The 24377-nt window shown below is 29.2% G+C and carries 20 protein-coding genes and 1 pseudogene; 13 read left to right on the top strand and 8 right to left on the bottom strand.

Features of this window, described 5'->3' with window-relative positions; all coding sequences use genetic code 11:
- Nucleotides 1-5: 5 nt before the first annotated feature.
- The 9 genes and pseudogenes from aspS (at nucleotide 6) to CLLT_RS03525 (ending at nucleotide 10317) form a co-directional block, all read left to right on the top strand.
- Nucleotides 6-1757 (top strand): aspartate--tRNA ligase, encoded by a 1752-nt coding sequence (gene aspS, locus CLLT_RS03565; protein WP_074691944.1) that lies wholly within the window; start codon nucleotides 6-8, stop codon nucleotides 1755-1757.
- Complete coding sequence (locus CLLT_RS03560) at nucleotides 1754-2326, top strand: adenylate kinase (RefSeq protein ID WP_074691941.1); 573 nt, start codon at nucleotides 1754-1756, stop codon at nucleotides 2324-2326. Before aspS ends, CLLT_RS03560 begins: the two co-directional genes overlap by 4 nt.
- Nucleotides 2327-2336: 10 nt before the next feature.
- Entirely contained in the window at nucleotides 2337-2855 is a 519-nt protein-coding gene (ppa, locus tag CLLT_RS03555) for an inorganic diphosphatase (RefSeq protein WP_074691938.1), read from the top strand.
- 22 nt (nucleotides 2856-2877) lie between these two features.
- Nucleotides 2878-3960, top strand: a complete 1083-nt coding sequence (locus tag CLLT_RS03550) for an OmpA family protein (protein ID WP_074691935.1) — start codon at nucleotides 2878-2880, stop codon at nucleotides 3958-3960.
- 74 nt (nucleotides 3961-4034) lie between these two features.
- A complete protein-coding gene (locus tag CLLT_RS03545) occupies nucleotides 4035-6647 on the top strand; it encodes a valine--tRNA ligase (protein ID WP_074691932.1) in 2613 nt (870 codons plus the stop codon).
- Nucleotides 6648-6650: 3 nt separating this feature from the next.
- Nucleotides 6651-7607, top strand: a complete 957-nt coding sequence (locus CLLT_RS03540; RefSeq protein ID WP_070257103.1) for a methionine ABC transporter ATP-binding protein — start codon at nucleotides 6651-6653, stop codon at nucleotides 7605-7607.
- A 20-nt stretch (nucleotides 7608-7627) separates the two neighbouring features.
- Nucleotides 7628-8263: pseudogene (locus CLLT_RS03535) on the top strand (methionine ABC transporter permease); the annotation flags it as partial.
- 9 nt (nucleotides 8264-8272) lie between these two features.
- Nucleotides 8273-9478, top strand: coding sequence for a DUF8374 domain-containing protein (locus CLLT_RS03530; RefSeq protein ID WP_012661354.1), 1206 nt, complete (start codon nucleotides 8273-8275; stop codon nucleotides 9476-9478).
- 68 nt (nucleotides 9479-9546) lie between these two features.
- Entirely contained in the window at nucleotides 9547-10317 is a 771-nt protein-coding gene (locus CLLT_RS03525) for a MetQ/NlpA family ABC transporter substrate-binding protein (protein ID WP_070257107.1), read from the top strand.
- A 28-nt stretch (nucleotides 10318-10345) separates the two neighbouring features.
- Here CLLT_RS03525 and CLLT_RS03520 read toward each other — a convergent pair whose 3' ends face one another.
- On the bottom strand, nucleotides 10346-11530 hold the full coding sequence (locus tag CLLT_RS03520) for an acetate kinase (RefSeq protein WP_070257109.1): 1185 nt from the start codon (nucleotides 11528-11530) through the stop codon (nucleotides 10346-10348).
- Between the two features lie 8 nt (nucleotides 11531-11538).
- The gene (gene pta, locus CLLT_RS03515) at nucleotides 11539-13008 is read right to left on the bottom strand and encodes a phosphate acetyltransferase (RefSeq protein ID WP_074691929.1); all 1470 of its coding nucleotides are present in this window, start codon (nucleotides 13006-13008) and stop codon (nucleotides 11539-11541) included.
- A gap of 85 nt (nucleotides 13009-13093) precedes the next feature.
- On the opposite strand from pta, the gene flgH reads away from it, so the two are divergent.
- Entirely contained in the window at nucleotides 13094-13795 is a 702-nt protein-coding gene (gene flgH, locus CLLT_RS03510) for a flagellar basal body L-ring protein FlgH (RefSeq protein ID WP_012661350.1), read from the top strand.
- Between the two features lie 11 nt (nucleotides 13796-13806).
- Here flgH and CLLT_RS03505 read toward each other — a convergent pair whose 3' ends face one another.
- Genes CLLT_RS03505 through CLLT_RS03480 form a run of 6 tightly spaced genes read right to left on the bottom strand, consistent with a single transcriptional unit; the run spans nucleotide 13807 to nucleotide 19625 of the window.
- A complete protein-coding gene (locus tag CLLT_RS03505; RefSeq protein ID WP_070257110.1) occupies nucleotides 13807-15207 on the bottom strand; it encodes a Mur ligase family protein in 1401 nt (466 codons plus the stop codon).
- Nucleotides 15200-15943 (bottom strand): EstV family lipase, encoded by a 744-nt coding sequence (estV, locus tag CLLT_RS03500; protein WP_012661348.1) that lies wholly within the window; start codon nucleotides 15941-15943, stop codon nucleotides 15200-15202. Before estV ends, CLLT_RS03505 begins: the two co-directional genes overlap by 8 nt.
- Nucleotides 15944-15945: 2 nt before the next feature.
- Nucleotides 15946-16161 (bottom strand): type II toxin-antitoxin system Phd/YefM family antitoxin, encoded by a 216-nt coding sequence (locus CLLT_RS03495; RefSeq protein WP_012661347.1) that lies wholly within the window; start codon nucleotides 16159-16161, stop codon nucleotides 15946-15948.
- A 2-nt stretch (nucleotides 16162-16163) separates the two neighbouring features.
- Nucleotides 16164-17204, bottom strand: coding sequence for a D-alanine--D-alanine ligase (locus CLLT_RS03490; protein WP_070257111.1), 1041 nt, complete (start codon nucleotides 17202-17204; stop codon nucleotides 16164-16166).
- A gap of 16 nt (nucleotides 17205-17220) precedes the next feature.
- Entirely contained in the window at nucleotides 17221-17772 is a 552-nt protein-coding gene (ruvA, locus tag CLLT_RS03485) for a Holliday junction branch migration protein RuvA (protein ID WP_070257113.1), read from the bottom strand.
- Nucleotides 17769-19625 carry a flagellar assembly protein A gene (locus CLLT_RS03480; protein ID WP_074691926.1) on the bottom strand — a complete coding sequence of 619 codons (1857 nt, stop codon included), beginning with the start codon at nucleotides 19623-19625 and terminating at the stop codon, nucleotides 17769-17771. The genes ruvA and CLLT_RS03480 overlap by 4 nt, the downstream gene beginning before the upstream one ends.
- Before the next feature lie 124 nt (nucleotides 19626-19749).
- Between CLLT_RS03480 and murJ the strand changes: the two genes are divergently transcribed.
- The 3 genes from murJ to CLLT_RS03465 are packed head-to-tail and all read left to right on the top strand — an operon-like array spanning nucleotide 19750 to nucleotide 24341.
- A complete protein-coding gene (gene murJ, locus CLLT_RS03475) occupies nucleotides 19750-21216 on the top strand; it encodes a murein biosynthesis integral membrane protein MurJ (protein ID WP_074691923.1) in 1467 nt (488 codons plus the stop codon).
- Nucleotides 21203-22585 (top strand): cysteine--tRNA ligase, encoded by a 1383-nt coding sequence (cysS, locus tag CLLT_RS03470; RefSeq protein WP_074691920.1) that lies wholly within the window; start codon nucleotides 21203-21205, stop codon nucleotides 22583-22585. The genes murJ and cysS overlap by 14 nt, the downstream gene beginning before the upstream one ends.
- Nucleotides 22578-24341: an ABC transporter ATP-binding protein gene (locus tag CLLT_RS03465; protein WP_074691918.1), complete on the top strand. Its 1764-nt coding sequence runs from the start codon at nucleotides 22578-22580 to the stop codon at nucleotides 24339-24341. Before cysS ends, CLLT_RS03465 begins: the two co-directional genes overlap by 8 nt.
- Nucleotides 24342-24377: the final 36 nt, after the last annotated feature.

The following is a 24377-nucleotide window of genomic DNA, read 5'->3' as shown; positions in this document are numbered from 1 at the left end:
AAATTTTGAGAACACATTATAATACAGAGCTTAACATACAAAATGTTGGCGAGGAAGTAACATTATGTGGTTGGGTAAATTCTTACCGTGATCATGGAGGTGTAATTTTTATCGATCTTAGAGATCGTAGCGGACTTATACAATTAGTATGCGATCCAGCAGATAATCAAGAAGCACATAATATAGCTTCATCAGTAAGAAATGAATATGTTTTAATAGCACAAGGTAAAATTCGCCCACGCGGTGAAGGACTTGTAAATCCAAAATTAAAAACTGGAGAAATAGAAGTTGTTATAAGCAAACTTACTATTGAAAATGAAAGCGCTGTAGTGCCTTTTGCTATAGGAGATGAGAGTGTAAATGAAGAATTAAGATTAAAATATAGATTTTTAGATTTAAGAAGTAAAAAGCTTTATGATAATTTTGCACTTAGATCAACCGCTTGTATAGCAGCTAGAAATTCTTTATCAAATATGGGATTTTTAGAAGTTGAAACCCCTATTTTAACTAAAGCCACTCCAGAAGGTGCAAGAGATTATCTAGTACCATCACGCGTGCATCAAGGTGAATTTTATGCTCTGCCACAAAGCCCTCAGCTTTTCAAACAACTTTTAATGTGTTCAGGCTTTGATAGATATTTTCAAATTGCAAAATGCTTTAGAGATGAAGATTTAAGAGCTGATCGCCAACCTGAATTTACTCAAATTGATATTGAAATGAGTTTTTGCGAGCAAAAAGATATCATAGCTATGGCAGAAAATTTACTCAAAGATATTTTCAAAGCTTGTGGAAAGGAAATTGGCATACCTTTTAGACAAATGAGTTATAAAGAAGCTATGGAAAATTATGGTTCTGATAAACCTGATTTAAGATTTGATATGAAATTTATCGATGTGATTGATATTTTTGCAAAATCAAACAATGAAATTTTTACAAATATCGCAAAAGATACAAAGAAAAATCGCATTAAAGCTTTAAGGGTTCCAAAAGGTGATACTATTTTTTCAAAGCGTCAAATGCAAAGATTTGAAGAATTTGTGCGTAAATTTGGTGCAGCTGGACTTGCATTTATACAAATGAAAGAAGATGGCCCTAAAGGACCACTTTGTAAATTCTTTAGCGAAGAGGATTTAAATGTTTTAATCCAAAGATGTCAATTAGAGATTGGTGATGTGGTATTTTTTGGAGCTGGAGCTAAAAAAACTGTGCTTGATTATATGGGCAGATTTAGATTATTCCTTGCTGATGAAATGAAGATTATTGATGAGGATAAATTAGAATTCTTATGGGTTGTTGATTTTCCTATGTTTGAGCAAAATGATGATGGAAGCTATTCTGCAATGCACCATCCATTTACTATGCCAAAAAATATTGATGAGCAAGATTTAGAAGAAATTAGTTCTATCGCACATGATGTGGTATTAAATGGCGTAGAATTAGGTGGTGGTAGTATTAGAATTCACAAAAGCACCATTCAAGAAAAAGTCTTTAAACTTTTAAATATTGACGAAGAAGAACAAAGAAAGAAATTTGGCTTCTTGCTTGATGCATTAAGCTTTGGAGCACCACCACATGGTGGTATAGCAATAGGCCTTGATAGACTTATCATGCTTTTAACAAAATCTTCAAGCATTAGAGAAGTTATAGCATTTCCTAAAACACAAAGAGCACAATGTCTTATGACTCAAGCTCCAAGCGAAGTAAGCAATGAACAAATGAGAGAACTAGGTATAAGATTAAGGGAGAATACTAAATGAAACAATTATTTTTAATCATAGGCGCACCAGGTAGTGGCAAAACAACTGATGCAAGCATTATAGCCAACGATAATGCAAATATTACTCATTATTCTACAGGTGATTTATTAAGAGCTGAAGTGGCTAGTGGAAGCGAGCTTGGAAAGATTATTGATAGTTTTATTTCTAAGGGAAATTTAGTTCCACTAGATGTAGTTGTTAATACCATCATCACTGCTTTAAAAAATGCACCAACTAACACGATACTTATCGATGGCTATCCAAGAAGCGTTGAGCAAATGCTTGAGTTTGATAAGGTATTAAAAAATCAAAGTGAAGTAAATTTAAAAGGTGTTATAGAAGTAAAAGTTAGCGAAGAAGTTGCTAGAGAAAGAGTTTTAGGCCGTGCTAGAGGCGCTGATGATAATGAAGAAGTTTTTAACAATAGAATGAAAGTTTATTTAGAGCCTTTAAACGAAATAACAAATTTTTACGCTAAAGAAAATATTCATCATGTTATAAATGGCGAAAGAAGTATTGAAGCTATCGTAGCTGATATGAAAAATTTAATTAATGAATTATTAAAATAAAGGATTAAAAATGGATATTAGTAAAATCAAAATTGGAGAAGTTCCAAACAAACTCAATGCAGTGATTGAAATTCCTTACGGATCAAACATTAAATACGAGCTTGATAAAGAAAGTGGCGCTATCATGGTTGATCGTGTGATGTATTCTGCTATGTTTTATCCAGCAAATTATGGGTTTATACCAAATACTTTAGCAGATGATGGTGATCCTATCGATGTTTTAGTGTTAAATGAATATCCTATCCAAGCAGGAGCTGTGATTCCTTGTCGTTTAATAGGGGTATTATTAATGGAAGATGAAAGTGGTATGGATGAGAAATTACTAGCTGTTCCTGTGAGTAAAATTGATCCAAGATATGATGATATTAAAACTTTAAATGATTTACCAAAAGCAAATTTAGAAAAAATTAAAAATTTCTTTGAAACCTATAAAATGCTTGAGCCAAATAAATGGGTAAAAGTAAAAGAATTTGCAGGTATTGAAAAAGCAAGTGAAATTTTAGAAAATTCAATTAAAAATTATAAATAAATTTTAAAACAAGGATTAAACAATGAAAGGTATTATTGCTTTAAGTGTTGCATTAGTGATTTTACTTGGTGCTAGTATTGGATTTTATATGTGGTATTTTGAAGATAATTCAAATACTTATGTATATGATTATAAAAAAAATAGCTCTTATCAAAGCTACACTCCACCAGACACACAATACAATCAAGAAAGAAATAATATAAGTGATAATACCTATTACCAAGCACAACAAACAAACCAAGAACCTTTAAAAGAAGAAATTTCAACACAAAACAATCCTGCTATAGATGAAAATACAAGCTCTCAAGAAGTCGCACCAACAACACAAATAAACACAGCTGAAGTTTCTGAAAATGAAGTTTCTGAAAATGAAGTTTCTGAAAATGAAGTTTCTGAAAATGAAATTACTACACCTAAAATAACTCAAGAAAAACAAGAAGCCCCAGTTGAAAATAACAAACAAATAAATATTAAAAAAGAAAAAACAACAAAATATAAAAGTACTATGCAAGAATACATTGCAAAAGGTAAAACTAGCAGATATGAGCCAAGATTGAGTGATGATTTTGTTAAAGTTTATGTATTAGATGGAAAAAGTTTGAGTGATTATAGAATTGATATGTTAAAAGAAATGATTAATCCTGTTAAAGCTAATTCTCAAGATTATAATTTAACTATTTTTATCGATATGCTTTCAAATGATAATATGAAATTAAGCATATACAATAAAGATATTGTTTTTGCTAAAAATAAGAAAAAATATAATTATGTAGATGTGAAAATTTCTGATTTGAAATTTTTATTTGAAAGAAATGGATATAGTGAATACAGCAATGAAAATTTACTTGAAAAAATCAATCAAAACCTAGCAAGAGAAGATATAATCAAAAGAATCAAAATTCAAGGCTATGCAGACGATAGAGGTAGCACTTTTGCAAACTACATGATAGGATTAAATAGAGCAATGAATGTGGCTAAACATTTTTTTAGCTTTACCGAGGTTATAGAAATAGAATCTTTAGGAAAAGACACCTATCCTACTAAAGATAAGTCTGATTCTCAAAGACAAAACAATCGTAAAGTAGAAATTAGTTTTTATAACTAATTTCTAAATTTCAAAACTTCTTTAACAATTTTAAGCTAACATAACAATTTATTTTCATTCTCAAGGTAGCAATTATGTATGATAAATCATTAGAAAAAGAATATTATAAAATTTGCGAAGATCGTGGATATTTTGAAATCAATGGCAATGAAAAAATCCAAGAAAAAGGCAAAAACTTTTGTATCATGATGCCACCGCCTAATGTAACCGGGGTTTTACATATAGGTCATGCCCTAACTTGTACTTTACAAGATATTACAACGCGTTATAAAAGAATGGATGGATATAAAACTCTTTATCAACCAGGGCTTGATCATGCAGGCATTGCAACACAAAATGTTGTAGAAAAACAACTTTTAGCTCAAGGTATTAAAAAAGAAGAGCTTGGTAGAGAAGAATTTATAAAAAAAGTATGGGAGTGGAAAGAACAAAGTGGTGGTACTATAGTTAAACAAATGCGAATTTTAGGCATCACTCCTGCTTGGAGTCGTTTGCGCTTTACTATGGATGAGGGTTTGGTAAATGCAGTAAAAAAAGCTTTTGTAGATCTTTATGACAAAAAGCTTATCGTGCGTGGAAATTATATGGTTAATTGGTGCACTCATGATGGGGCATTAAGCGATATAGAAGTAGAACATAAAGAAAATAAAGGAAAATTATATCATTTAAGATATTTCTTAGAAAATTCTCAAGAATACATAGTAGTAGCCACCACAAGACCAGAAACTTATTTTGGTGATAGTGCTGTTATGGTTAATCCAAACGATAAAAGATATAAACACTTAATAGGAAAAAATGTTATTTTACCTTTAATAGATAGGAAAATTCCAATCATTGTAGATGAACATGTAGATATGGAATTTGGGACAGGTTTTGTAAAAGTAACCCCAGCACATGATCATAATGATTATGAAGTAGGCTTAAGACATAATCTAGAATTTATCACCATCTTTGATGAAAAAGGAATTTTAAACGAGCATTGTTTAAATTTTAAAGGCAAGGAAAGATTAGAAGCTAGAGATGAGATCGTTAAAAGTTTAGAAGATAAAGGTTTTGTTGAAAAAATAGAAGATTATACCAATCAAGTTGGATATTGTTATCGTTGTAAAAATGTAGTTGAGCCATATATTTCTAAACAATGGTTTGTAAAAAAAGAAATTGCCAAAGAAAGCATCGAAAAAGTTAATCTTGGTGGAAGTAAATTTTACCCTGCTCATTGGATAAATAGTTTTAATGCTTGGATGAGAGATTTAAAAGATTGGTGCATTTCAAGACAACTTTGGTGGGGACATCAAATTCCTGTGTATTATTGTGAGTGCTCTCATGAATGGGCAAGCGAAGAAACTCCTACTTCTTGTCCAAAATGCCAAAGTGCTAATTTTAAACAAGACCCTGATGTTTTAGATACTTGGTTTTCTTCAGGGCTTTGGGCTATGAGTACTTTGGGTTGGGGTAATAAAGACTGGGGTAAAAACACACTTTGGCATGAAGATGATTTAAAAGATTTTTATCCAAATTCTTTATTAATCACAGGATTTGATATTTTATTTTTCTGGGTAGCTAGAATGATGTTTCAAAGCACTAATGCTTTAAATGAACTTCCTTTTAAAGATATATATTTACACGCTCTTGTAAAAGATGAGCAAGGTAGAAAAATGAGTAAATCTTTAGGCAATGTCATTGATCCTGTGCAAAGTGTTGAAGAATATAGTGCTGATATCTTGCGTTTTACTCTAGCCTTACTTGCAATCCAAGGAAGAGATATTAAGCTAAGTAATGATAAATTAATGCAAGTTAGAAATTTTACCAACAAGCTTTATAATGCAAGCAAATTTTTACTTTTAAATGAAGAAAAATTCGAAGATTTAAATACAGAAAATATAAAATCAATACTAGCAAAATACATGCTTTCGCGTTTTAATCTTTGCGTTAAAGAAGTAAGAGAAAATTTAGATAATTACCGCTTTAATGATGCCGCAAATACTTTGTATAGATTTTTTTGGGATGAATTTTGTGATTGGGGTATCGAGCTTAGTAAGGCTGAAAAATCAAGCATAAGAGAACTTGGAAGTATTTTTAAAGAAGCATTAAAGCTTTTAAATCCTTTTATGCCATTTATTAGCGAGTATTTATATCATGAATTAAGCAAAACTTCTATCCAAACTCATGAGTCTATAATGATTTCAAAATACCCTAAAAGCAACGCACAAGATGAAAAAATAGAACAATTATTTAAAATTATCATCGAAGCTATTGTTGGTATTCGCCGTGCAAAAAGCTTGATTGAGCTTGGTAATGCTAAAATTCAAAAAGCATTTATAAAATTAAATAATGCCTCATTAAAAGATGATCTTAGCATGTATTTAAATTTCATAACCACTTTAGCAAAATGCGAGCAAATAGAATTTATCGAGTTAAATATAGAAAAATCAATTCGTGATGTGAGTGAAAATTTAGAAGTATTTATACCAACTCAAGATCTTGATTTAAGTGGAATTTTAAATCGTTTAAATAATCAAAAAGCAAAATTAGAAAAAGAATTTAATAAACTAGATGCTATGATGAAAAATGAAAAATTTATTTCTAATGCACCTGTAGCAGTGGTTGAGCAAAATAAAACTCAACTTGAAAGCATTAAAGTACAGCTTGAAAAAATAAACGATGAGATTTCAAATTTAAAAGGCTAATAAGTGATTAAAATACAAAATCTTAAAAAATATTATGGCAAAGAATTGGTGATTGATGATGTTTCTTTAGAAGTTAAAGAAGGTGAAATTTATGCTCTTGTTGGCCATAGTGGTGCTGGAAAATCAACACTTTTAAGATGTATAAATGGCTTAGAAAATTATCAAAGCGGTAGCGTGGAGGTTTTTGGAAGAGAAATTCAAAAACTAAAAGAAAAAGAACTTAGAGAATTTAGAAAAAACATAGGAATGATTTTTCAACATTTTGCACTTATGAGTAGAAAAAATGTATTTGAAAATATTGCCATGCCTTTAGAAATTCATGGTTTTTCAAAAACATCTATTAACAAAAGAGTAAAAGAACTTTTAGACCTTGTAGGACTTTTAGCAAAAGATAAAGCTTATCCAAGTGAGCTAAGTGGTGGTCAAAAGCAAAGAGTTGCCATAGCTAGAGCTCTTGCTTTAAATCCTAAAATTTTACTTAGCGATGAGGCTACTTCAGCTTTAGATCCAAATACAACTAATAACATCTTAGAACTTATTGCTAAAATTAATAAAGAATTTAATATTAGCGTGGTTTTAGTAACTCATGAAATGGAAGCAGTAAAACAAATCGCGCAAAAAGCAGTTTTGCTAGAGCATGGAAAAATTATAGGCAAAGGAAAAATAGAAGAATTATTTTTAAAGCCGAGTGAAAAAATGCGTGAATTTTTAGGCGAGAATGAGTTTTTACCGCAAAATGGAGTAAATATTAGACTTTATTTTTGTAAAGAAAAAGCTAATCAATGCATTATCACTCATATGGCTAGAAATTTAAATATCGATTTTAATATAGTATGGGGTAAAATCGAAAAACTTAATGATAATGCTTTAGGAAATTTGGTTATTAATATACAAGCTAAAGATCAAGAAAATGTTTTAAAATATTTACAAGAAAATGGTGTTATATGGGAGTTAGCATGAGTTTTGATACAATATTATTAAATTTTGAAAATATTTTATATCCAGCATTGCTTGAAACTTTATATATGAGTTTTGTTTCAACATTTATAGCATTTTTAATCGCAATCATCCCTGCTATAGTTTTAACACTAACCGATAAAGGTGGTTTGTGTGAAAATAAAAGTATTTATGGCGTTCTTGATTTTATTATTAATATTTTAAGATCTTTTCCTTTTTTAATTTTGATTGTAGTTTTAAGTCCTTTTACAAAGTATATCGTTGGAATGAGCATTGGCACTACAGCTACTATAGTCCCACTTACCATAGGAATTGCTCCGTATTTAGCTAAAATGATAGAAAGTGCTTTTAAAGAAATTGATCATGGGATTATTGAAGCAGCAAGATCATATGGGGCGAGTAAAACTCAAATTATATTTAAAGTTATGCTTAGCGAGGCTTTGCCAAGTATTATAAATGGAATTACTATGATTTTAATTATAGTAATTGGCTTTTCTGCTATGGCAGGAACTGTTGGTGGTGGTGGTTTGGGCGATGTGGCTATTCGTTATGGCTATGAGCGCTTTAGAACTGATATTATGATTCAAACTGTTGTGGTTTTAATTGTTTTGGTTCAAATTATACAATTTATAGGAAATATTCTTTATAAAATCACCAAAAGATAAACAATGAAGCATAAACTTGGTATTTTGCTAGCAGCAACTAAAAATTCAAGCTTTACCATAGGAACCTTACTCATTAATATCATGGATGTTATGGGTGAAAAGGTAGATGTGTTTTACATTTTGCATGATGGTTTTAGCTTGAATGATCAAAATATCATGCAAAAAATTATTAAAAGCAAAACAATTAAATTCATTCCTTTTACTCAAGAAGATTTTTTAGCCACTCTTGGTAAAAATCAAAACGATATTAATAATTTATTTTTCTTAAAAAGATGGACACATATGGCTTTTGCAAGATTTGAAGCTTTTAAGTTTTTAGATGAATGCGAAAGTATTATTTATCTTGATTTTGATGTTTTACTTTTAAAAAGCATAGATGAACTTAGTAAATTAAGAACCAGAAAATATCATTTTGGTGCACGATTGGGTAAAACCTTAATTCACACGGCACTGCCTTTAGAAAAAAAATATCCTAATAAACGAGTATATCAAACAGGGATTTTAGTTTTTAACGATCTTATATCAAATCCTTTACAGTGTTATCAATTTATCTATAATTATCTTTCACAAAATACTAAAAATTGGCAAGATCAAGGAATTTTTTCCTTGATGGTTTATGAAAATCACTTTAAAGTCAAAGATTTAAAAGACAAATACACAGGAAGTACTCATTATCTTACAAATCTTACACAAAATGCTTCTATAGTCCATGCTTGTGGAACTAATAGTCGCTTTTGGAATAGCAAATTTTGCAACCAAACATGGCCTAAATGGCAAGAATATTATGAAAAATGGCTAGAGTTTGGAGGAAGTAAATACATAGGCTCTTTCCACAAAGACAACAAGCAATCCATCCAACGCACAAAATATCATTTATCATACAAGCTAGGCTATGCCTTTATAGAATGCACTAAAAATAAGAAAAAAATTCCTTTTTTACCTTTTACTTTATTAAAGATTTATTATAAACACACAAAACTTGCCAAACAATATCAAAAAGATTTAAAAACAAAACCTTATCTTAAGCTTCCACCTTTATCAAGCTATGATGATTATAAAAGCGAGGGTATTAAAAATCAAAATACTTATTCTTATAAAATAGGACAAGCTCTTATTAAGGCTCAAAGAAATTGGCATAAAGGTGGTTATGTAAAATTTATAAAAGAACTCAAACATTTTGCCAAAGAATATAAAAACAAACAAAAATAAAATTTTTCTCATCTTATTAATATTTTTAGAATATAATCAAGCATTTTAAACTATAAAAAGGAGTTAAAATGAAATTGTTAAAACTGCTCGCTGCAAGTACAATTTTAGGTGCAAGTTTATTTGCTAATGAAGTTATCACTGTAGGTGCAACACCTGTTCCTCATGCTGAAATTTTAGAACAAACTAAAGATTTGCTAAAAAAAGAGGGTTACACATTAGAAATTAAAGAATTTAACGACTATGTTTTACCAAATCTTAGCACAGATAGTAAAGAACTTGATGCAAATTTTTTCCAACATCAGCCTTATTTAGATGAGTTTAATGCTAATAAAGGCACAAAATTAATTAGCGTTGCAAAAATTCACATCGAACCAATGGCAGTTTACTCTAAAAAATATAAAAACATCCAAGATCTTCCACAAAATGCTACCATAGCTGTACCAAATGATCCAACAAATGAAAGCAGAGCTTTGGATATTATCGCTAGCACTAAGCTAGTTAGTTTTGACAATAGCGCATTAAAAACTCCACTTGATATTAAAGATAATCCAAAAAATATCAAATTTAAAGAGTTAAAAGCAGCACAACTTCCAAGAGCTTTAGATGATGTTGACTTTGCAGTGATTAATTCAAATTATGCCTTATCAGCAAACTTAAATCCTGTAAAAGATTCTATTTTAATAGAAAGCAAAGAAAGTCCTTATGCAAATATCTTAGTAACCACCCAAGATAATAAAGACAATCCTAAAATCAAGGCTTTAGTAAAGGCTTTGCAAAGTCAAAAAGTAAAAGATTTTATCAATGAAAAATACCAAGGTGCAGTAGTTCCTGCATTTTAAAACAAACCTTGAGTTTTAAAACTCAAGGTTATTTATTTTTAATAAGTTCTGTGGTAATTTTAGCTATTTCTAATTCTTCTTCTGTTGGAACAATTAAAATTTTAATTTTAGAGTCTTTTTTACTAATCTCACCATTTCTAAGTTGTGCATTTTTATCTAAATCTATATCAAATCCCAAATGTGCTAGTTTTTGACAAACTTTTGCTCTAACAATATCATCATTTTCGCCTATACCAGCAGTAAAAATCAATGCATCAACCCTAGGCAAAATCGCAAAATATGAGCCAATATATTTACTCAAACGATAACAAAACATATCAAGAGCAAGTCTTGCTTTTTCATTATTTTGTTCAATTTGGGCTTCAATATCTCTAAAGTCATTAAATCCACAAATTCCATAAACACCACTTTTTTTATTCATCATAGTATCTAAATCAGACGGGTTTAAATTTAATTCTTTTGCCAAAAATGGCAATACAGCAGGATCAATATCTCCACATCTAGTTCCCATGATTAAACCTTCTAGCGGAGTAAAACCCATAGAAGTATCTACACATTTTCCATTTTCTATAGCACAAACACTCGCACCATTTCCAAGATGAGCGCTAATTGCATTAAATTCATTAATATCTTTGCCAAGTATATATGCAGCTTGCTTGCTTACATAAGAATGTGATGTACCGTGAAAGCCGTATTTTCTTACTTGGTGTTTTTCATAAAACTCATAAGGCAATGCATACATATAAGCATAATCAGGCATACTTTGATGAAAAGCTGTGTCAAAAACTGTCACATTAGGAACTTTTGGAGCAGCTTTTATCATAGTTTTAATACCTATTAAATGTGCAGGATTATGTAAAGGTGCTATGTGTGCAACTCTATCAATTTCTTTTAAAATTTTATCATCTACTAAACAATGCTTGGTTAAATTTGGCCCCCCATGAACTATCCTATGTCCACATCCATCAAGCTCATTTAAATCATGTAAAATTCCACTTTGAGCAAATAATTCATTTACTAATTCAATACCTTGTTCATGATCTTTAATTGCCAATTCTTTTTTGTATTTTTGACCACTTTTTAGATCTTTTAATTCTATTTTAGAGTTTTGCTCGCCTATTTTTTCCACCAAACCAGACGCTAAAGCCTCATCTTTTTCAAAAAGCTTAAATTTAATCGAAGATGAACCTGAATTTAAAACTAATATTTTCATTTTTCTCCTTATTCTTGTGCTTGAATAGCACTTAAAATCACAGTATTAACAATATCTTCTACCAAACAACCTCTACTTAAATCATTAATTGGCTTTTTAAGGCCTTGTAAAATCGGGCCAATAGCTAAAGAATTTGCTGTTCTTTGCACTGCTTTATAGCAGATATTTGCCGCATTTAAATCAGGAAACACATACACATTTGCTCTTCCTGCTACTTTAGAATTTGGCATTTTACTTTTTGCTGTTAGCATATCATATGCTGCATCAAACTGTATAGGACCTTCTAGCTCAAGTTGAGGATATTTTTCTTTAGCTATTTTACTAGCTTCTTTAATTGCATCCACGCTAGCCCCGCTTCCGCTATCTCCACTAGAATATGAAAGCAAAGCCACTTTAGGTTCAAGCCCAAAAGCTTTAGCACTATTTGCACTCACATAAGCAATTTCAGCAAGTTGCTCAGGGCTCGGATTTGGCATAACAGCACAATCAGCAAAAACTAAAACCTTATCCTCTAAAGACATAAAAAACATACCAGAAACCAAACTCACATCAGGTTTTGTTTTGATAATTTGTAAGGCAGGACGAATAGTTTCAGCAGTAGTTGTACTCGCACCACTTACCATAGCATGCGCTTTTTGAGTATGTACAAGCAAGGTCGCAAAATATGTTTTATCTTGCACTAACTTTTTAGCTTCTTCTTTACTCATACCTTTACTTTTTCTAGCTTCGTATAAAAGCTCTTCAAATTCTTCATTGTATTGAGAATTTTTAGGATTTATAATGCGTACACCATCGATATTGATATTTAAACTATTGGCTTTAGCGCAAATTTCATTGCTATCACCTAGTAAAATCAAATCAACAATCTCATTTTGCATTAAAAACTCACTAGCTTTTAACACTCTTTCATCAAAACTTTCAGGTAAAACCACTATTTTTTTATCTGCTTTTGCTTTTTCAAAAAGCTCATAAGAAAATCTTGCCTGAGTTTTATAGGTATATTCTTGTAATAAATCTTGAGTAAAATCTTCACTTTCTTTTAACAAAACAAAGTCGCTAAGCTTTTGACTTAGTAAAAAATTTAACATAGTATGATTTTCATCTTGACTTTTTGCATACAGTGGAGCATTTAGCTCTTTAGCTAAGGCTATATTTAAACTCAAATCCCCCATCAAGCCAAAATCATCTACTCCAACCACTATAACAAAATCATTTTCATTTTTTATTTCTTCATAATCTTGAATTATTTTTTTAAAAAAATCATTTGAATTTTGGGTAAATTTGCTTTGATAATTATTTTTTTCAAAACTACTAAAAAAATCTAGTTTGAAATTGGTTTTTGAGCATATTAAAGCAATTTTTTCTTTATTTTTTTCACAAAAAACAGGAAAATAAAAAGCTATTTTACCTTGAACTTTTTCTAAAGACTGTGTTAAAAATTTCTCATCAACACAATTTAATAAAAACATGGATTTCATTTTTTCCTCTTTTTTAACAAAATAATTGTTTTTTTGTAATATAATAATTTTAAAATTCATCACAATAATATAAGGTTATAAAGCTATGAAATTTAAAAATGTTAATTTTTACTTGTTACCTTTTGTAATGTTTGGTTGTAGCGCCACAGTCGATCCTCATATTAACATGAAACCCCCAGCTTATGTAGAAGAACTAGCCCCTAAACAAAACAACAATACTCAAAGCAATCCTGGATCGCTATTTGGCAAAGGAGATAATCCTTTGTTTTCTGATAAAAAAGCAATGAATGTAAATGATTTAGTTACTGTAGTCATTAGAGAAAATGCCACACAAAACTCACAAGGCTCTAAAGCTACAAGTAAAAACAACAATGTTAATTTAGGCGGAGGACAAGTAACTACTGGTGCTGGACTTAGCAAAGCTAGAGATTTTATCAATGACTATACAAATATAGGCTATACCACAGCAAGTACTTCACAATATCAAGGCACAGGAAGCCAAACTAGAAGTGAAAATTTTCAGACCACCATTTCTGCAAGAGTGATTAAAGTTTTATCTAATGGAAATTATTTTATAGAAGGAAGTCGTGAGCTTTTAATTAATGGTGAAAAACAAATCATTCAGCTAAGTGGGGTTATAAGACCTTATGATATTTCTCAAGATAACATGATAGATAGTAAATACATAGCTGATGCAAAAATTCTTTATAAAACAGAAGGTGACATAGATAAATCAACGCGTAAGCCTTGGGGGACAAAATTCATGGAAACCATTTGGCCTTTTTAAGCTAAATGGTTTTACATAAAACTTGGCGCATCATTAGAAAATAAAATCAAATCTCCATTTTGGGTTAATTTTGATAAAGCTTGCACAAGTTGAGATTTTTCTTTTAATACATAAAAATCTAATGTAATATGTTTTTGTAAAATCGTGCTATTAGCCTCTGAAGTAATAATTACAAAATCAAAACATTCATTGATTATCTTACATAATTTTATATTTTCTTCTTCATTAACTTCAACTATACCAGGAGTTACCAAAACTTTTCTTCCTTGATAGCTTTTACAAAGCTCATAACTTTGACTCATACCTTTAAAATTTCCATTAAAACCATCATCTATGATAAATTTAGGCTCTTTAGAAATCACTTGCAAACGATGCTCTACTGCTTTTAAATTCAATACACTTTTTATAATATTTTCTATTTTAATTCCTAAATAATGAGCAAGCAAAATACACACACTAATATTATAAGCATTAAAAGCGCCTAATAAATTCGCATGAAAATCATAAATATTATCATCTAATCTTATTTTAAAATCTAAACCTTCCAAACTTGCCCTAACATCACTTAAACAATCATCATAAAATTCATTTTCATATAAGGTGCTTGAGTGTAAAAAGTATTTTTCCAAACGCTTAGATTTTAAAGCTTGCAACTTAGCATTGCGGATGTTATCTTGAGTTTTAAAATACTCCAAATGCGCCAATCCAATCTCACCTACTATGCAAATTTGAGGATTTAAAAATTCTGTAATTTCTAAAATATCATTTTGCTCTCTTGCTCCAGCTTCTACGATATAAATTTCGGTATTATTTTCTAAATTTTCATTGATATCTTTTACTATACCCATAAAAGTATTAACACTTCTTGGAGTTTTATAACACTTAAAATCATCTTTTAAAACTTCGTATAAAAAATTTTTTATACTTGTTTTTCCAAAACTTGCAGTAATTAGAATAATTTTTAATTTTGGATTATCACAAATCTTTTTATTTGCCTTTTTTATAAATGTATTTTGGTTTATTTTTTCTACCAAAAAGCTTAATAAAAATGCACCCACTAAAGCTTCTATACCTATCCAAAAAAATGGCATAAATACTAAAGTAAAAAACGACAAAAATAAAAAATAACGCTTGATCCTAGCAGTAAAAACTAGCTTTTTATCTAAATTTTTATATAAGTATCCACCATATAGCAATGATAAAGCAAAAACTATAAAATATAAATAAAAATTTCCACTATATAAAGAAAATGCGAAAGCGCAATAAGGAATTATTAAAAAATATAAATGCCATAAAGGTTTAGCAAAATGTAAAATTATGCGTGAGAATTTATAAGAGTACCATTGCAAAGCCAAAATAAGGTAAAATCCGAGTAAAAAATTTAAACTTAAAAAAGCTATCATACTAATCATTTTTTAAAAATTCCTCATGTATTTTTTCATTTATAAAATCAGCATGTTTTAAAAAGAAAAAATGATCTCCATCTAATGCAAAAAATTTCCCTTTTTGTGCTAAAGAATGGATAATCGCTCCACTTTTTAAAGGCGTAGCTTTATCTTCATTACCCCAAAAAATCAAAATAGGGTTTTTAAGCTTTTGAAATTCATTTTCTAAATTTTCATTAACAACTTTCTTAAAGGTTTCATACATCACTTCACTCATACCTTGAGCGTCTTTGCTAATAAAAAATTTTCTCCAAAAATCCCCATAAGGAAGATTTTTTAAAATCTTAAACAAGGCTATTTTAAACTTTACTTTAAAACTTTTTGGCAAAACCACACCTGCACTAGAAAGTAAAATCAAACCCTGAAAATTAGCATTTTGACACATAATAGTCGCAACTTTTCCACCAAAAGAATGCCCCATTAAATAATCTACCTTTTGCTCAATTGTAGTTAAAAAGTCTTCTACAACCTTGGCATAAGCATAAGAATCCATAGATGCATCTATGCTTGAATTTCCAAAACCAGGTAAATCTAAATAAATTTGTTTAAAATCATTCAAAGGCTTTTCAAAAGCTTGTTTCATAAGCTCTTTATTAGCACCCCAACCGTGTAAAATAAGAATTGTTTTTTCGCATTTTGGATTGATGATTTCATAACTTAAATTATAAAAATATCCATTAGAATATACTCTAGTTTTTGCCATTTCTAGCCTTTTTTATCTTTATAAATCTTTTCTAAAAGCATTACAGCCTCATTTAAACGCTCATATTCTTCAAAGCTTAAAAGCACGGCTTCAAATTTATTATTTTTTACTATCACCACTCTACCGTTTTCGCTCTTTTTTGTTTTTTCAAGCATAGTACTGAAATTTCTCACTACTTCCGTGGCAGTATAAATTTCATCTTTGCTAAAAGTAGCCATGATTATAACTTACCTTTTTGTCCATTAATGCTGTGAATAAAAGCATAATCAATCTTAATTTGCTTTTCTAACTCTATATTTTTTGCTAAATTATCAACTATATTAGTAAAATCTTCAAATAAATAATTTGCCAAAGATCCTGGGTTTGGATTGATCTCATTTAAATAAACCTCATCATCTATCACAAAAAAATCACAGCGAATCAAAGCTCCTTTAAACAAAGGATTATAAATTCTAGTAAAATTATCCCTTAGTTTTTGTTTTAATTCTTCACTAATATTTGCTTCACTGACTTTAGAACTTTCTGAAAAACCTAAATATTTTTGTTCAAAATCTAAAATTTCATTTTTTCTAGGCTCTTCAATAATGGAAAATTCCATTTTTTCACCTATCATGCAACCTGCTAAATTATATTCTTTAATATTGCTTACAAATTGTTCTACCACAACATCCTCATCAAATTCAAAAGCAACATCTTTAGCATATTTAAGCTCGCTTTCATCTTTAACTATACTTATACCTATACTACTACCTAATCTTGCAGGCTTTAAAATACAAGGAAAACTTAAAGAAACATTTTGCTCTTTATGTAAATTTAAAACCTTATAATCAAGTGTTTTCACCCCTACACTTTGTGCATAAAGTTTAGTTAAAGCCTTATTAAAAGATAAAACACTAGCTTCTATGCGTGGCCCTATATACTTTATGCCATAAAAATCAAGCAAAGCAGCTATTTTACCATCTTCGCCATCTTTTCCATGTACGATATTTACCGCTACATCCATGTCAAGTTTTTTCTCGCCTAACATGGTTTTGATAAAAAACCCACCCTGCTTTAATACCAAGGCTTTTTCTTTTTTATAAGCACCACTGCTAAAAGTTTTTGCATTCATTTTTTCTTCATCTATAAGAAAAAATTCCTTATTTTTATCACAAAATATAAATTTTTTTTGCGCTTTGAGTACTTTTTTTAATACCACAGCACTCACAATACTAATTTCATGCTCATAAGAATTTGCACCAAAAATTACACCATATATCATTATATTTTTCCTTTTATTATGCTAATTTTTTCAAAGCTTCTTTAATAAGCTCACTAGTATTTTGACTCTCGCAAGTTCTTAAAACTTTTAAAATATTTTCTTGTTTAAAACCAAGTGAAAGTAAGGCCGCCAAAGCCTGTGCATGGTCTTGATTAGAATTTTCTATATTGATTTTTGCATCACTTAACTCAGCTATAATTCTTTTTGCACTCTTTGGGCCAATACCAGGAACCTTTTTAAATACACTCTCATCGCCACTTTGTAAAGCTGTATAGAAAGTATTAGTATCTAAACTTGAGCAAAGTGCCATAGCAGTAGTTGCTCCTATACCACTAATTTTGATTAATAATTCAAACATTCTTTGCTCATTTATATCTAAAAATCCATATAATTTATGAGAGTCTTCTTTGATAATTTGTGTGATTAAAAACTCAATTTTTTGATCTTTTTCAAAATTACTTGAGCAAAAAAGCGACACATAAACACCATAACTTACCCCACTTGAAGTTTTTAAAACTACAAAAGTAGGTTCTTTTTTACTCACTATTCCTTCAATTGCCACTATCATTTAGCTTCATCCTTGTAATTACTAATAGAGCGAATTTCATAAACACTCATTCCATTTTCAGTCTCTATTTTTTCAAGCTCAAAACATTGAATTTTTTCTTCGCTATTTGGATAATAACTTAATTCTTTCCTAGGATTTAATAAAACAAATTTAACCTCGTTTAAATCCATCCATTTTCCACTTTTATTAATAATTTTTGATTTTAAAAGCTCATCTTGAATTTTTTTAAGCTTTTCTATATTTGCTTTTTCTTCCTCTTTTAAATTTTCTATCTTATTAGTAAAAATATTTAAATTTTCAATCTTTTGATTAAAATCTTTAATGGTAATCTTATAAGCTTGCGGTATGGCTCTTTTTGCACTCATCAATTCTTTTGCTTTTTGCTGTAAAATTCTCACAGAATCTTTACTCACATGGATGGTATGCTTGGTTTCTTCAATTTCTTTGATTAAATTTTCTTGTTCTTTTTTTAACTCTTCAATATGCAAAAGTATTTCCTCACCACTTTTTTCTTTATCAAAAGCTTTGAGATCTTGAATTACAAGTTTATTACCATTTCCTTGAATTTTTTCAACATGAATCAAGCTTTTAGCACTACATAAACAATTACCACCAAGCTCTTGTATGTAAATTTCATCAGCAATAATCTCTCCACCCACAGCTTTTTTAATATTTACTTTTTTAGCCTTGATAGAGCCATTTTCTAAAGTTTCAGCAAAAACTTCCTCAGCCTCACAATATCCTCTTAAGATATTAACCTCAACCTTTTGCCCTATAATAGTACTTTTATGATGCATATTGCCTTTAAGAATTACTTTTTTACCTCTTAAAACAGAATCTTGAGCCATATTACCAGTAACTTCTAATTCTTGAGCCTCAACAGTAATCCTAGGACCTATTGCATCTTCTAAATTATTTGTATTTTTAATCACAATAACAACTTGTTTATCAAAACCCGCCCAAATAGAACCCGTACTTTTAAAATCGACCTTATTAAATTCTAAATAATTTTCTATCTCATAAATAGATTTTTTTTGAATAATAAAGCCATCTTTTTTAGCAATATATTTTATGCTTTCATCACCTTCTTTAACTTCAAAATTATCCGAACAAACAACTTTTTCTTTGTTTGTTTTTGGCGGGAGAGCTTTTAAAATTTTAAATCTTAAATCCTTGCCATCACTGCCCTCTTTTGGTTTAATCCTCTCAATAGCCACCTCATCTTTTCCTATAGGCGCTACATAATTTCTATTCATCACATCATTATGTTTTTTTAAATTTTCTAGATAGTGATATTGAATTTCTTCATTTGTAGGCTCTTGTGGATTAACTCCCTTACAAACTTCAAATTCAACTTCAAAATCAAATTTTTGCTTTTCTTTGGCTTTGGTATTAAAATCAATAATTTGCTTTTTAAAATCAAAAATTCTAAATCCAAGTAAATATTTCTCTTTTATCATTGCTTTATAAATAGCTTCTAAAAGTTCTAGCGCCAATTTATCATGAAAAGCAATAATTTCACTAGCTTTAACACTAGCTTTTAATAAAGTACAAAGCTCATTAGTGTGCAGGCTAACTTCAAAAGCAGATGATCGTGCAATTTTTTTAAAATAAATTTCTATTTTATACTCTTGCTCTATATTTAAATCATGAATTAAAAATTTTTCATCTTCTTCAAAAATTTTTAATTCTTTTTCATTGACTTTTATCCATTCTTGATTATCATAAGTATAAGAAGTGCTAAAACTTAATAACCTAAAATCAAGTTCATCAACTTTGCATTTATTTTCAGAAGCAAATATCAAAAGCTCTTTATAAGGGTCTTTAGTATATAAAATTTTCTTCTCTTCCATAGCTTAAGCTTCCTTATTGTATATAAAATTTTGATTTTAGCAAAAATAAAATCAAAATTTAGTTAAAATTATTGCTACTAAAAAATTTATAATATTCAGACTAATATTTAAAGAATGAAAATTAATGAGAAAAAATATTGTTTTTAAAAATTTCATCATCAATGCTTTGGGAATTTTATTTTCTAGGATTATGGGTGTTTTAAGAGATATTGTTTTAGCTTTATACTTAGGAGCTGGAATTTATAGTGATATTTTCTTTGTGGCTTTAAAAATGCCTGCTTTTTTTAGAAGAATTTTTGCTGAAGGAGCTTTTGGACAAGCTTTTTTACCAAGTTTTTTAAAAGCAAGCAAAAAAGGTGCTTTTTGTATAAATGTCTTATTGCAATTTAGTATAATTGTTTTTTTAACCTGTATTTTGGTGAGTTTTTTTGCTGAATTTTTTACAAAGATTTTTGCCTTTGGTTTTAACAAAGAAACGATCATTCTGGCTGCGCCTTTAGTTTCTATTAATTTTTGGTATTTGTTTTTTATCTTTTTGGTCACTTTTTTAGGCTCTTTGCTAAATTATAAACAAAATTTTTTCATCACTTCTTTTTCTGCTTCATTTTTTAATCTTTTTGTTGTGATTGCAGGATTTTTTGTCACCCAAGATAAACCTTTAGAAGCCTTGTATTATTTTTCATATGCGACTGTTTTAAGTGGTCTAGCTCAACTTATATGGCATATTTTTGCTTTAAAAAACACTAGAATTTTAAAAAGTATGTATTTAAGCATAAAACTTAAAAAAACAAAGACTAATTTAGATAAATTTCACTCTACTTTTACCCATGGACTTTTAGGCTCTTCAGCAAATCAAATTAGTTCTTTATTAGATACTACTATAGCTAGTTTTTTAATGGCTGGAAGTATTTCGTATTTGTATTATTCTAATAGGGTTTTTCAGCTTCCTTTAGCTCTTTTTGCAATCGCTCTAAGTCAAGTAAGCTTTCCAAAAATACTAAGACATTTAAAAGCAAATGAAGAACAAAAAGCCTTAGCTTTTATGCAAAAAGCTTTTGAATATTTAAGTGTACTTTTGATTTTAGCTAGTATAGTTGGAATTATTTTAGCTAAAGAAATTGTGGAGTTTTTATTTCAAAGAGGAAATTTTAATCAAGAAGACACAAAAATCACTGCATTTTTATTACAAGCTTATCTTTTAGGACTTTTACCTTTTGGTTTACAAAAACTTTTTTCTTTATGGCTTTATGCTAAATTTAAACAAAAAATAGCCGCTATAATCGCCTTTAAAACGCTTTTTATATCAGCATTTTTTAGCATAGCGATTATTTTACTTATCAAAGAAGAAGCCTATAAGAGCTTAGGCATTGCGCTAGCTTCATCTATTAGTGCTTTTTATTTATTATATGCTAATATTAAAGAATTTGGCTTTAAAAATCTTTGGGGTATTTTTAGGATTAAATTTTGGCTTATTAGCATAGTATTTTTAAGTTTATTTGCTTTAGGCTTATTTGAAATTAAAGATATTTTAATACAATTTTTAATTGAACTTTATCATTTTTTAAAGGTTTGTTTTAATGGTTTTTTTTGATAGTGTTTTAAAGAAAAAATGCGAATTTATCCCACATGAAGCAAAAAAAGCAAATATTTATCTGTGCGGGCCTACTGTATATGATGATGCGCATTTAGGACATGCAAGAAGTAGTGTGTGTTTTGATTTTTTAAGAAGAGTTTTAATAACAAGTGGTTATGAAGTGGTTTTTGCTAGAAATTACACTGATATTGATGATAAAATTTTAAAAAAAATGCAAGAAAGTGGTAAAAGTTTAGAAGAAATTACAAATTTTTATATTAAAAGATATGAAGAGGATATGCAAGCACTTAATATCTTAGAACCTGATTTTAAACCAAAGGCCACAGCTTATATTGAGCAAATGATTACTTATATAGAAAAACTTTTAGAATTAAACCTAGCTTATAAACTTGAAGATGGGATTTATTTTGATACTAGCAAAGATGATAAATACTTTTATATCTCTAAAAGAAATTTAGAAGATAATCAATCACGCTTAGAAGAAAACATAGCTAAAAAAAATGATAGCGATTTTGTTTTATGGAAATTTGATGAAAAATTTTATCCTGCAAGTTTTGGCAAAGGAAGACCAGGTTGGCACACAGAATGTGTTGTAATGATAGAGAGTATTTTTAAAGATAAGCTTGACATTCATGCAGGGGGCATAGACTTACTTTTTCCTCATCATGAGAATGAAGCTTGTCAGTGTCGTTGTAAAAACAATCATGAATTAGCTAATTTTTGGCTACATAATGGTTTTGTACAAATTAATGGTGAAAAAATGAGTAAAAGCTTGGGAAATAGCTTTTTTCTAAAAGATTCTTTAAAACTTTTTAATGGGGAGGTTTTGAGATTTTATCTTTTAAGTGTACATTATAGAGCACATTTTAACTATGCTTTAGAAGACTTACAAGCTGCTAAAAAAAGGCTTGATAAATTTTACCGCTTAAAAAAACGCTTAAATTTAAATGCTTTTATAGATGAAAAAACTATTATAGAAAGTGAGGTATCTCAAAATATCTTAGATGTTTTAAACGATGATTTAAATGCCTCTAAAGCTCTAGCTTTACTTGATGAGTTTATCAATGAAAGTAATATTTACTTAGATCAAAACCCAAAAGATGAAGCTTATAAAATACAATTAGAAAAAACCTTAAAAGAACTTGCTTTTATTTTTGGCATAGGTTTTATAGATACTATAAAATATTTTCAATTTGGCATTAGTGAAGAAAAATGTCAAGAAATAGAAGAAAAAATCACTCTACGCAACAAAGCAAAACAAGAAAAAAACTATGTCTTAGCAGATCAAATTCGAGATGATTTAGCCAAAGAGAATATTCTTTTAATGGATACACCAAATGGTGTGGTATGGGAGAAAAATGGATAAAAATTACAAAGAAATGAAGCTTAAAGAGGTTTTTACTCGCTTTAAGCCTTATTATAAAGATTATTGGTTTTATTTTGTTTTAGCTATCATTGGCATGCTTTTAACTAGTGGTGGCACAGCTGCTAGTGCATACATCATAGAGCCTATTTTAAATAAAATTTTTATAGAAAAAAATGCACAATTGCTTTATTATATGCCTTTGCTTGTTGTTTTAATTTATGCTTTAAAAAATCTTGGTGCTTATATGCAAGTTTATTATATATCTTATGTTGGTACAGATATTTTAAGAAGATTAAGAGAATTAGTGCTTGGTAATCTTTTGCGTTTAGATATGAGCTTTTTCCATAAATACAGAAACGGGGAATTAATTAGTCGTTGTACTTCTGATATTGGAGCTTTGCAAAATATAGTTTCTACTATCATACCTGAAATTTTAAGGGAAAGTTTAACTGCAATTGGGCTTTTAAGTGTGGTGATTTATCAAAGTCCAAAACTTGCTTTTTTTGCTTTAGTAATTTTACCTTTAGCAATTTATCCTCTTGCTATTTTTGCTAAAAAAATCAAAAAAATAGGACGCAATACTCAAGAAAAAAATTCTGATCTTACTTCAAGATTAAGCGAAATCTTTTCCAATATAGAACTTATTAAAGCTTCTAATGCAGGCAAAAATGAAATGCAAAAATTCAGCCAAACCAATAGTGAAGTTTGCAAACTTTCCTTAAAAGGCATTAGAATTGAAGCTTTAAGTAGCCCTTTGATGGAATCTATGGGTTCAATTGGCTTTGCAATAGTAATTATAATAGGCGGTAAAGAAGTAATCGATGGAAGCTTAAGTATAGGATCTTTTTTTAGTTTTACCACAGCTTTATTTATGGCTTATACACCTATTAAAAGACTTTCTTCGCTTTATACAAGATTACAAAATGCAGTAGCAGCAAGTGAGAGAACTTTTTATCTAACTGATTTAGAACCACAAATTAAAGGTGGCGATGAAAAACTTACAGAAAATATCCAAAATATCCATTTTAAAAATGTCTCTTTAAGCTATCAAAAAGATAAAATGGTGTTAAAAGATGTAAATTTTTCTTTTAATAAAGGAGAAATTCTAGCCTTAGTCGGATCAAGTGGTGGAGGAAAATCTTCTATTATTAATCTTTTGATATATTTTTTTGAAAAAGATAGCGGTGAAATTTTAATCAATCAAAGAGATATTAACTCTTTTGATATTGTTAGTTTAAGAGAGAATATCTCTTTAGTAACTCAAAATATTTATATATTTAATGACACTATAGCTCAAAACATTGCTTATGCTAAAGAATACGATGAAGCGCGCGTGATAGAGGTTTTAAAACAAGCTAATGCTTATGATTTTGTCCAAGAACTTGGTGGTATACATACTGAATTAAAAGAACATGGAAAAAATCTCTCCGGCGGACAAAAACAACGCATTGCTATAGCAAGAGCTTTATATAAAAATCCTCAAATTTTAATTTTTGATGAGGCAACTTCAGCGCTTGATAATGAAAGTGAAAAAGCCATAGTAAAAACTATAGAGAGCTTAAAAAAAGATCGTTTGATACTCATTATCGCTCATAGACTTAGCACTATAGAAAATGCCGATAAAATCGCTGTGCTTGATAAAGGAAAAATAGCTTCTATAGGAAATGATGCTTATTTAATGAAACATTGTGAAATTTATCAAAAATTAAAACAAAAAGTACAAAAAACTGATAAAGTTAAAGAAAATGAAAACTAAAAATTATCATTTTTTTAGTACAATATGCTATTTTGC

This window comes from Campylobacter lari subsp. lari, assembly GCF_013372185.1.
GTDB classification, from domain to species: domain Bacteria; phylum Campylobacterota; class Campylobacteria; order Campylobacterales; family Campylobacteraceae; genus Campylobacter_D; species Campylobacter_D lari.
Note: the sequence above shows the minus strand (reverse complement) of the source record. Positions and strands in the feature narration are given on the sequence as shown.

What these genes read in the sequence shown, in the direction of transcription:
- CLLT_RS03560 (WP_074691941.1), top strand. Translation starts at nt 1,754, where the DNA reads ATGAAACAATTATTTTTAATCATAGGCGCACCAGGTAGTGGCAAAACA.
- ppa (WP_074691938.1), top strand. Translation starts at nt 2,337, where the DNA reads ATGGATATTAGTAAAATCAAAATTGGAGAAGTTCCAAACAAACTCAAT.
- CLLT_RS03550 (WP_074691935.1), top strand. Translation starts at nt 2,878, where the DNA reads ATGAAAGGTATTATTGCTTTAAGTGTTGCATTAGTGATTTTACTTGGT.
- CLLT_RS03545 (WP_074691932.1), top strand. Translation starts at nt 4,035, where the DNA reads ATGTATGATAAATCATTAGAAAAAGAATATTATAAAATTTGCGAAGAT.
- CLLT_RS03530 (WP_012661354.1), top strand. Translation starts at nt 8,273, where the DNA reads ATGAAGCATAAACTTGGTATTTTGCTAGCAGCAACTAAAAATTCAAGC.
- CLLT_RS03525 (WP_070257107.1), top strand. Translation starts at nt 9,547, where the DNA reads ATGAAATTGTTAAAACTGCTCGCTGCAAGTACAATTTTAGGTGCAAGT.
- CLLT_RS03520 (WP_070257109.1), bottom strand. Translation starts at nt 11,530, where the DNA reads ATGAAAATATTAGTTTTAAATTCAGGTTCATCTTCGATTAAATTTAAG.
- pta (WP_074691929.1), bottom strand. Translation starts at nt 13,008, where the DNA reads ATGAAATCCATGTTTTTATTAAATTGTGTTGATGAGAAATTTTTAACA.
- flgH (WP_012661350.1), top strand. Translation starts at nt 13,094, where the DNA reads ATGAAATTTAAAAATGTTAATTTTTACTTGTTACCTTTTGTAATGTTT.
- CLLT_RS03505 (WP_070257110.1), bottom strand. Translation starts at nt 15,207, where the DNA reads ATGATTAGTATGATAGCTTTTTTAAGTTTAAATTTTTTACTCGGATTT.
- estV (WP_012661348.1), bottom strand. Translation starts at nt 15,943, where the DNA reads ATGGCAAAAACTAGAGTATATTCTAATGGATATTTTTATAATTTAAGT.
- CLLT_RS03495 (WP_012661347.1), bottom strand. Translation starts at nt 16,161, where the DNA reads ATGGCTACTTTTAGCAAAGATGAAATTTATACTGCCACGGAAGTAGTG.
- CLLT_RS03490 (WP_070257111.1), bottom strand. Translation starts at nt 17,204, where the DNA reads ATGATATATGGTGTAATTTTTGGTGCAAATTCTTATGAGCATGAAATT.
- ruvA (WP_070257113.1), bottom strand. Translation starts at nt 17,772, where the DNA reads ATGATAGTGGCAATTGAAGGAATAGTGAGTAAAAAAGAACCTACTTTT.
- CLLT_RS03480 (WP_074691926.1), bottom strand. Translation starts at nt 19,625, where the DNA reads ATGGAAGAGAAGAAAATTTTATATACTAAAGACCCTTATAAAGAGCTT.
- murJ (WP_074691923.1), top strand. Translation starts at nt 19,750, where the DNA reads ATGAGAAAAAATATTGTTTTTAAAAATTTCATCATCAATGCTTTGGGA.
- cysS (WP_074691920.1), top strand. Translation starts at nt 21,203, where the DNA reads ATGGTTTTTTTTGATAGTGTTTTAAAGAAAAAATGCGAATTTATCCCA.
- CLLT_RS03465 (WP_074691918.1), top strand. Translation starts at nt 22,578, where the DNA reads ATGGATAAAAATTACAAAGAAATGAAGCTTAAAGAGGTTTTTACTCGC.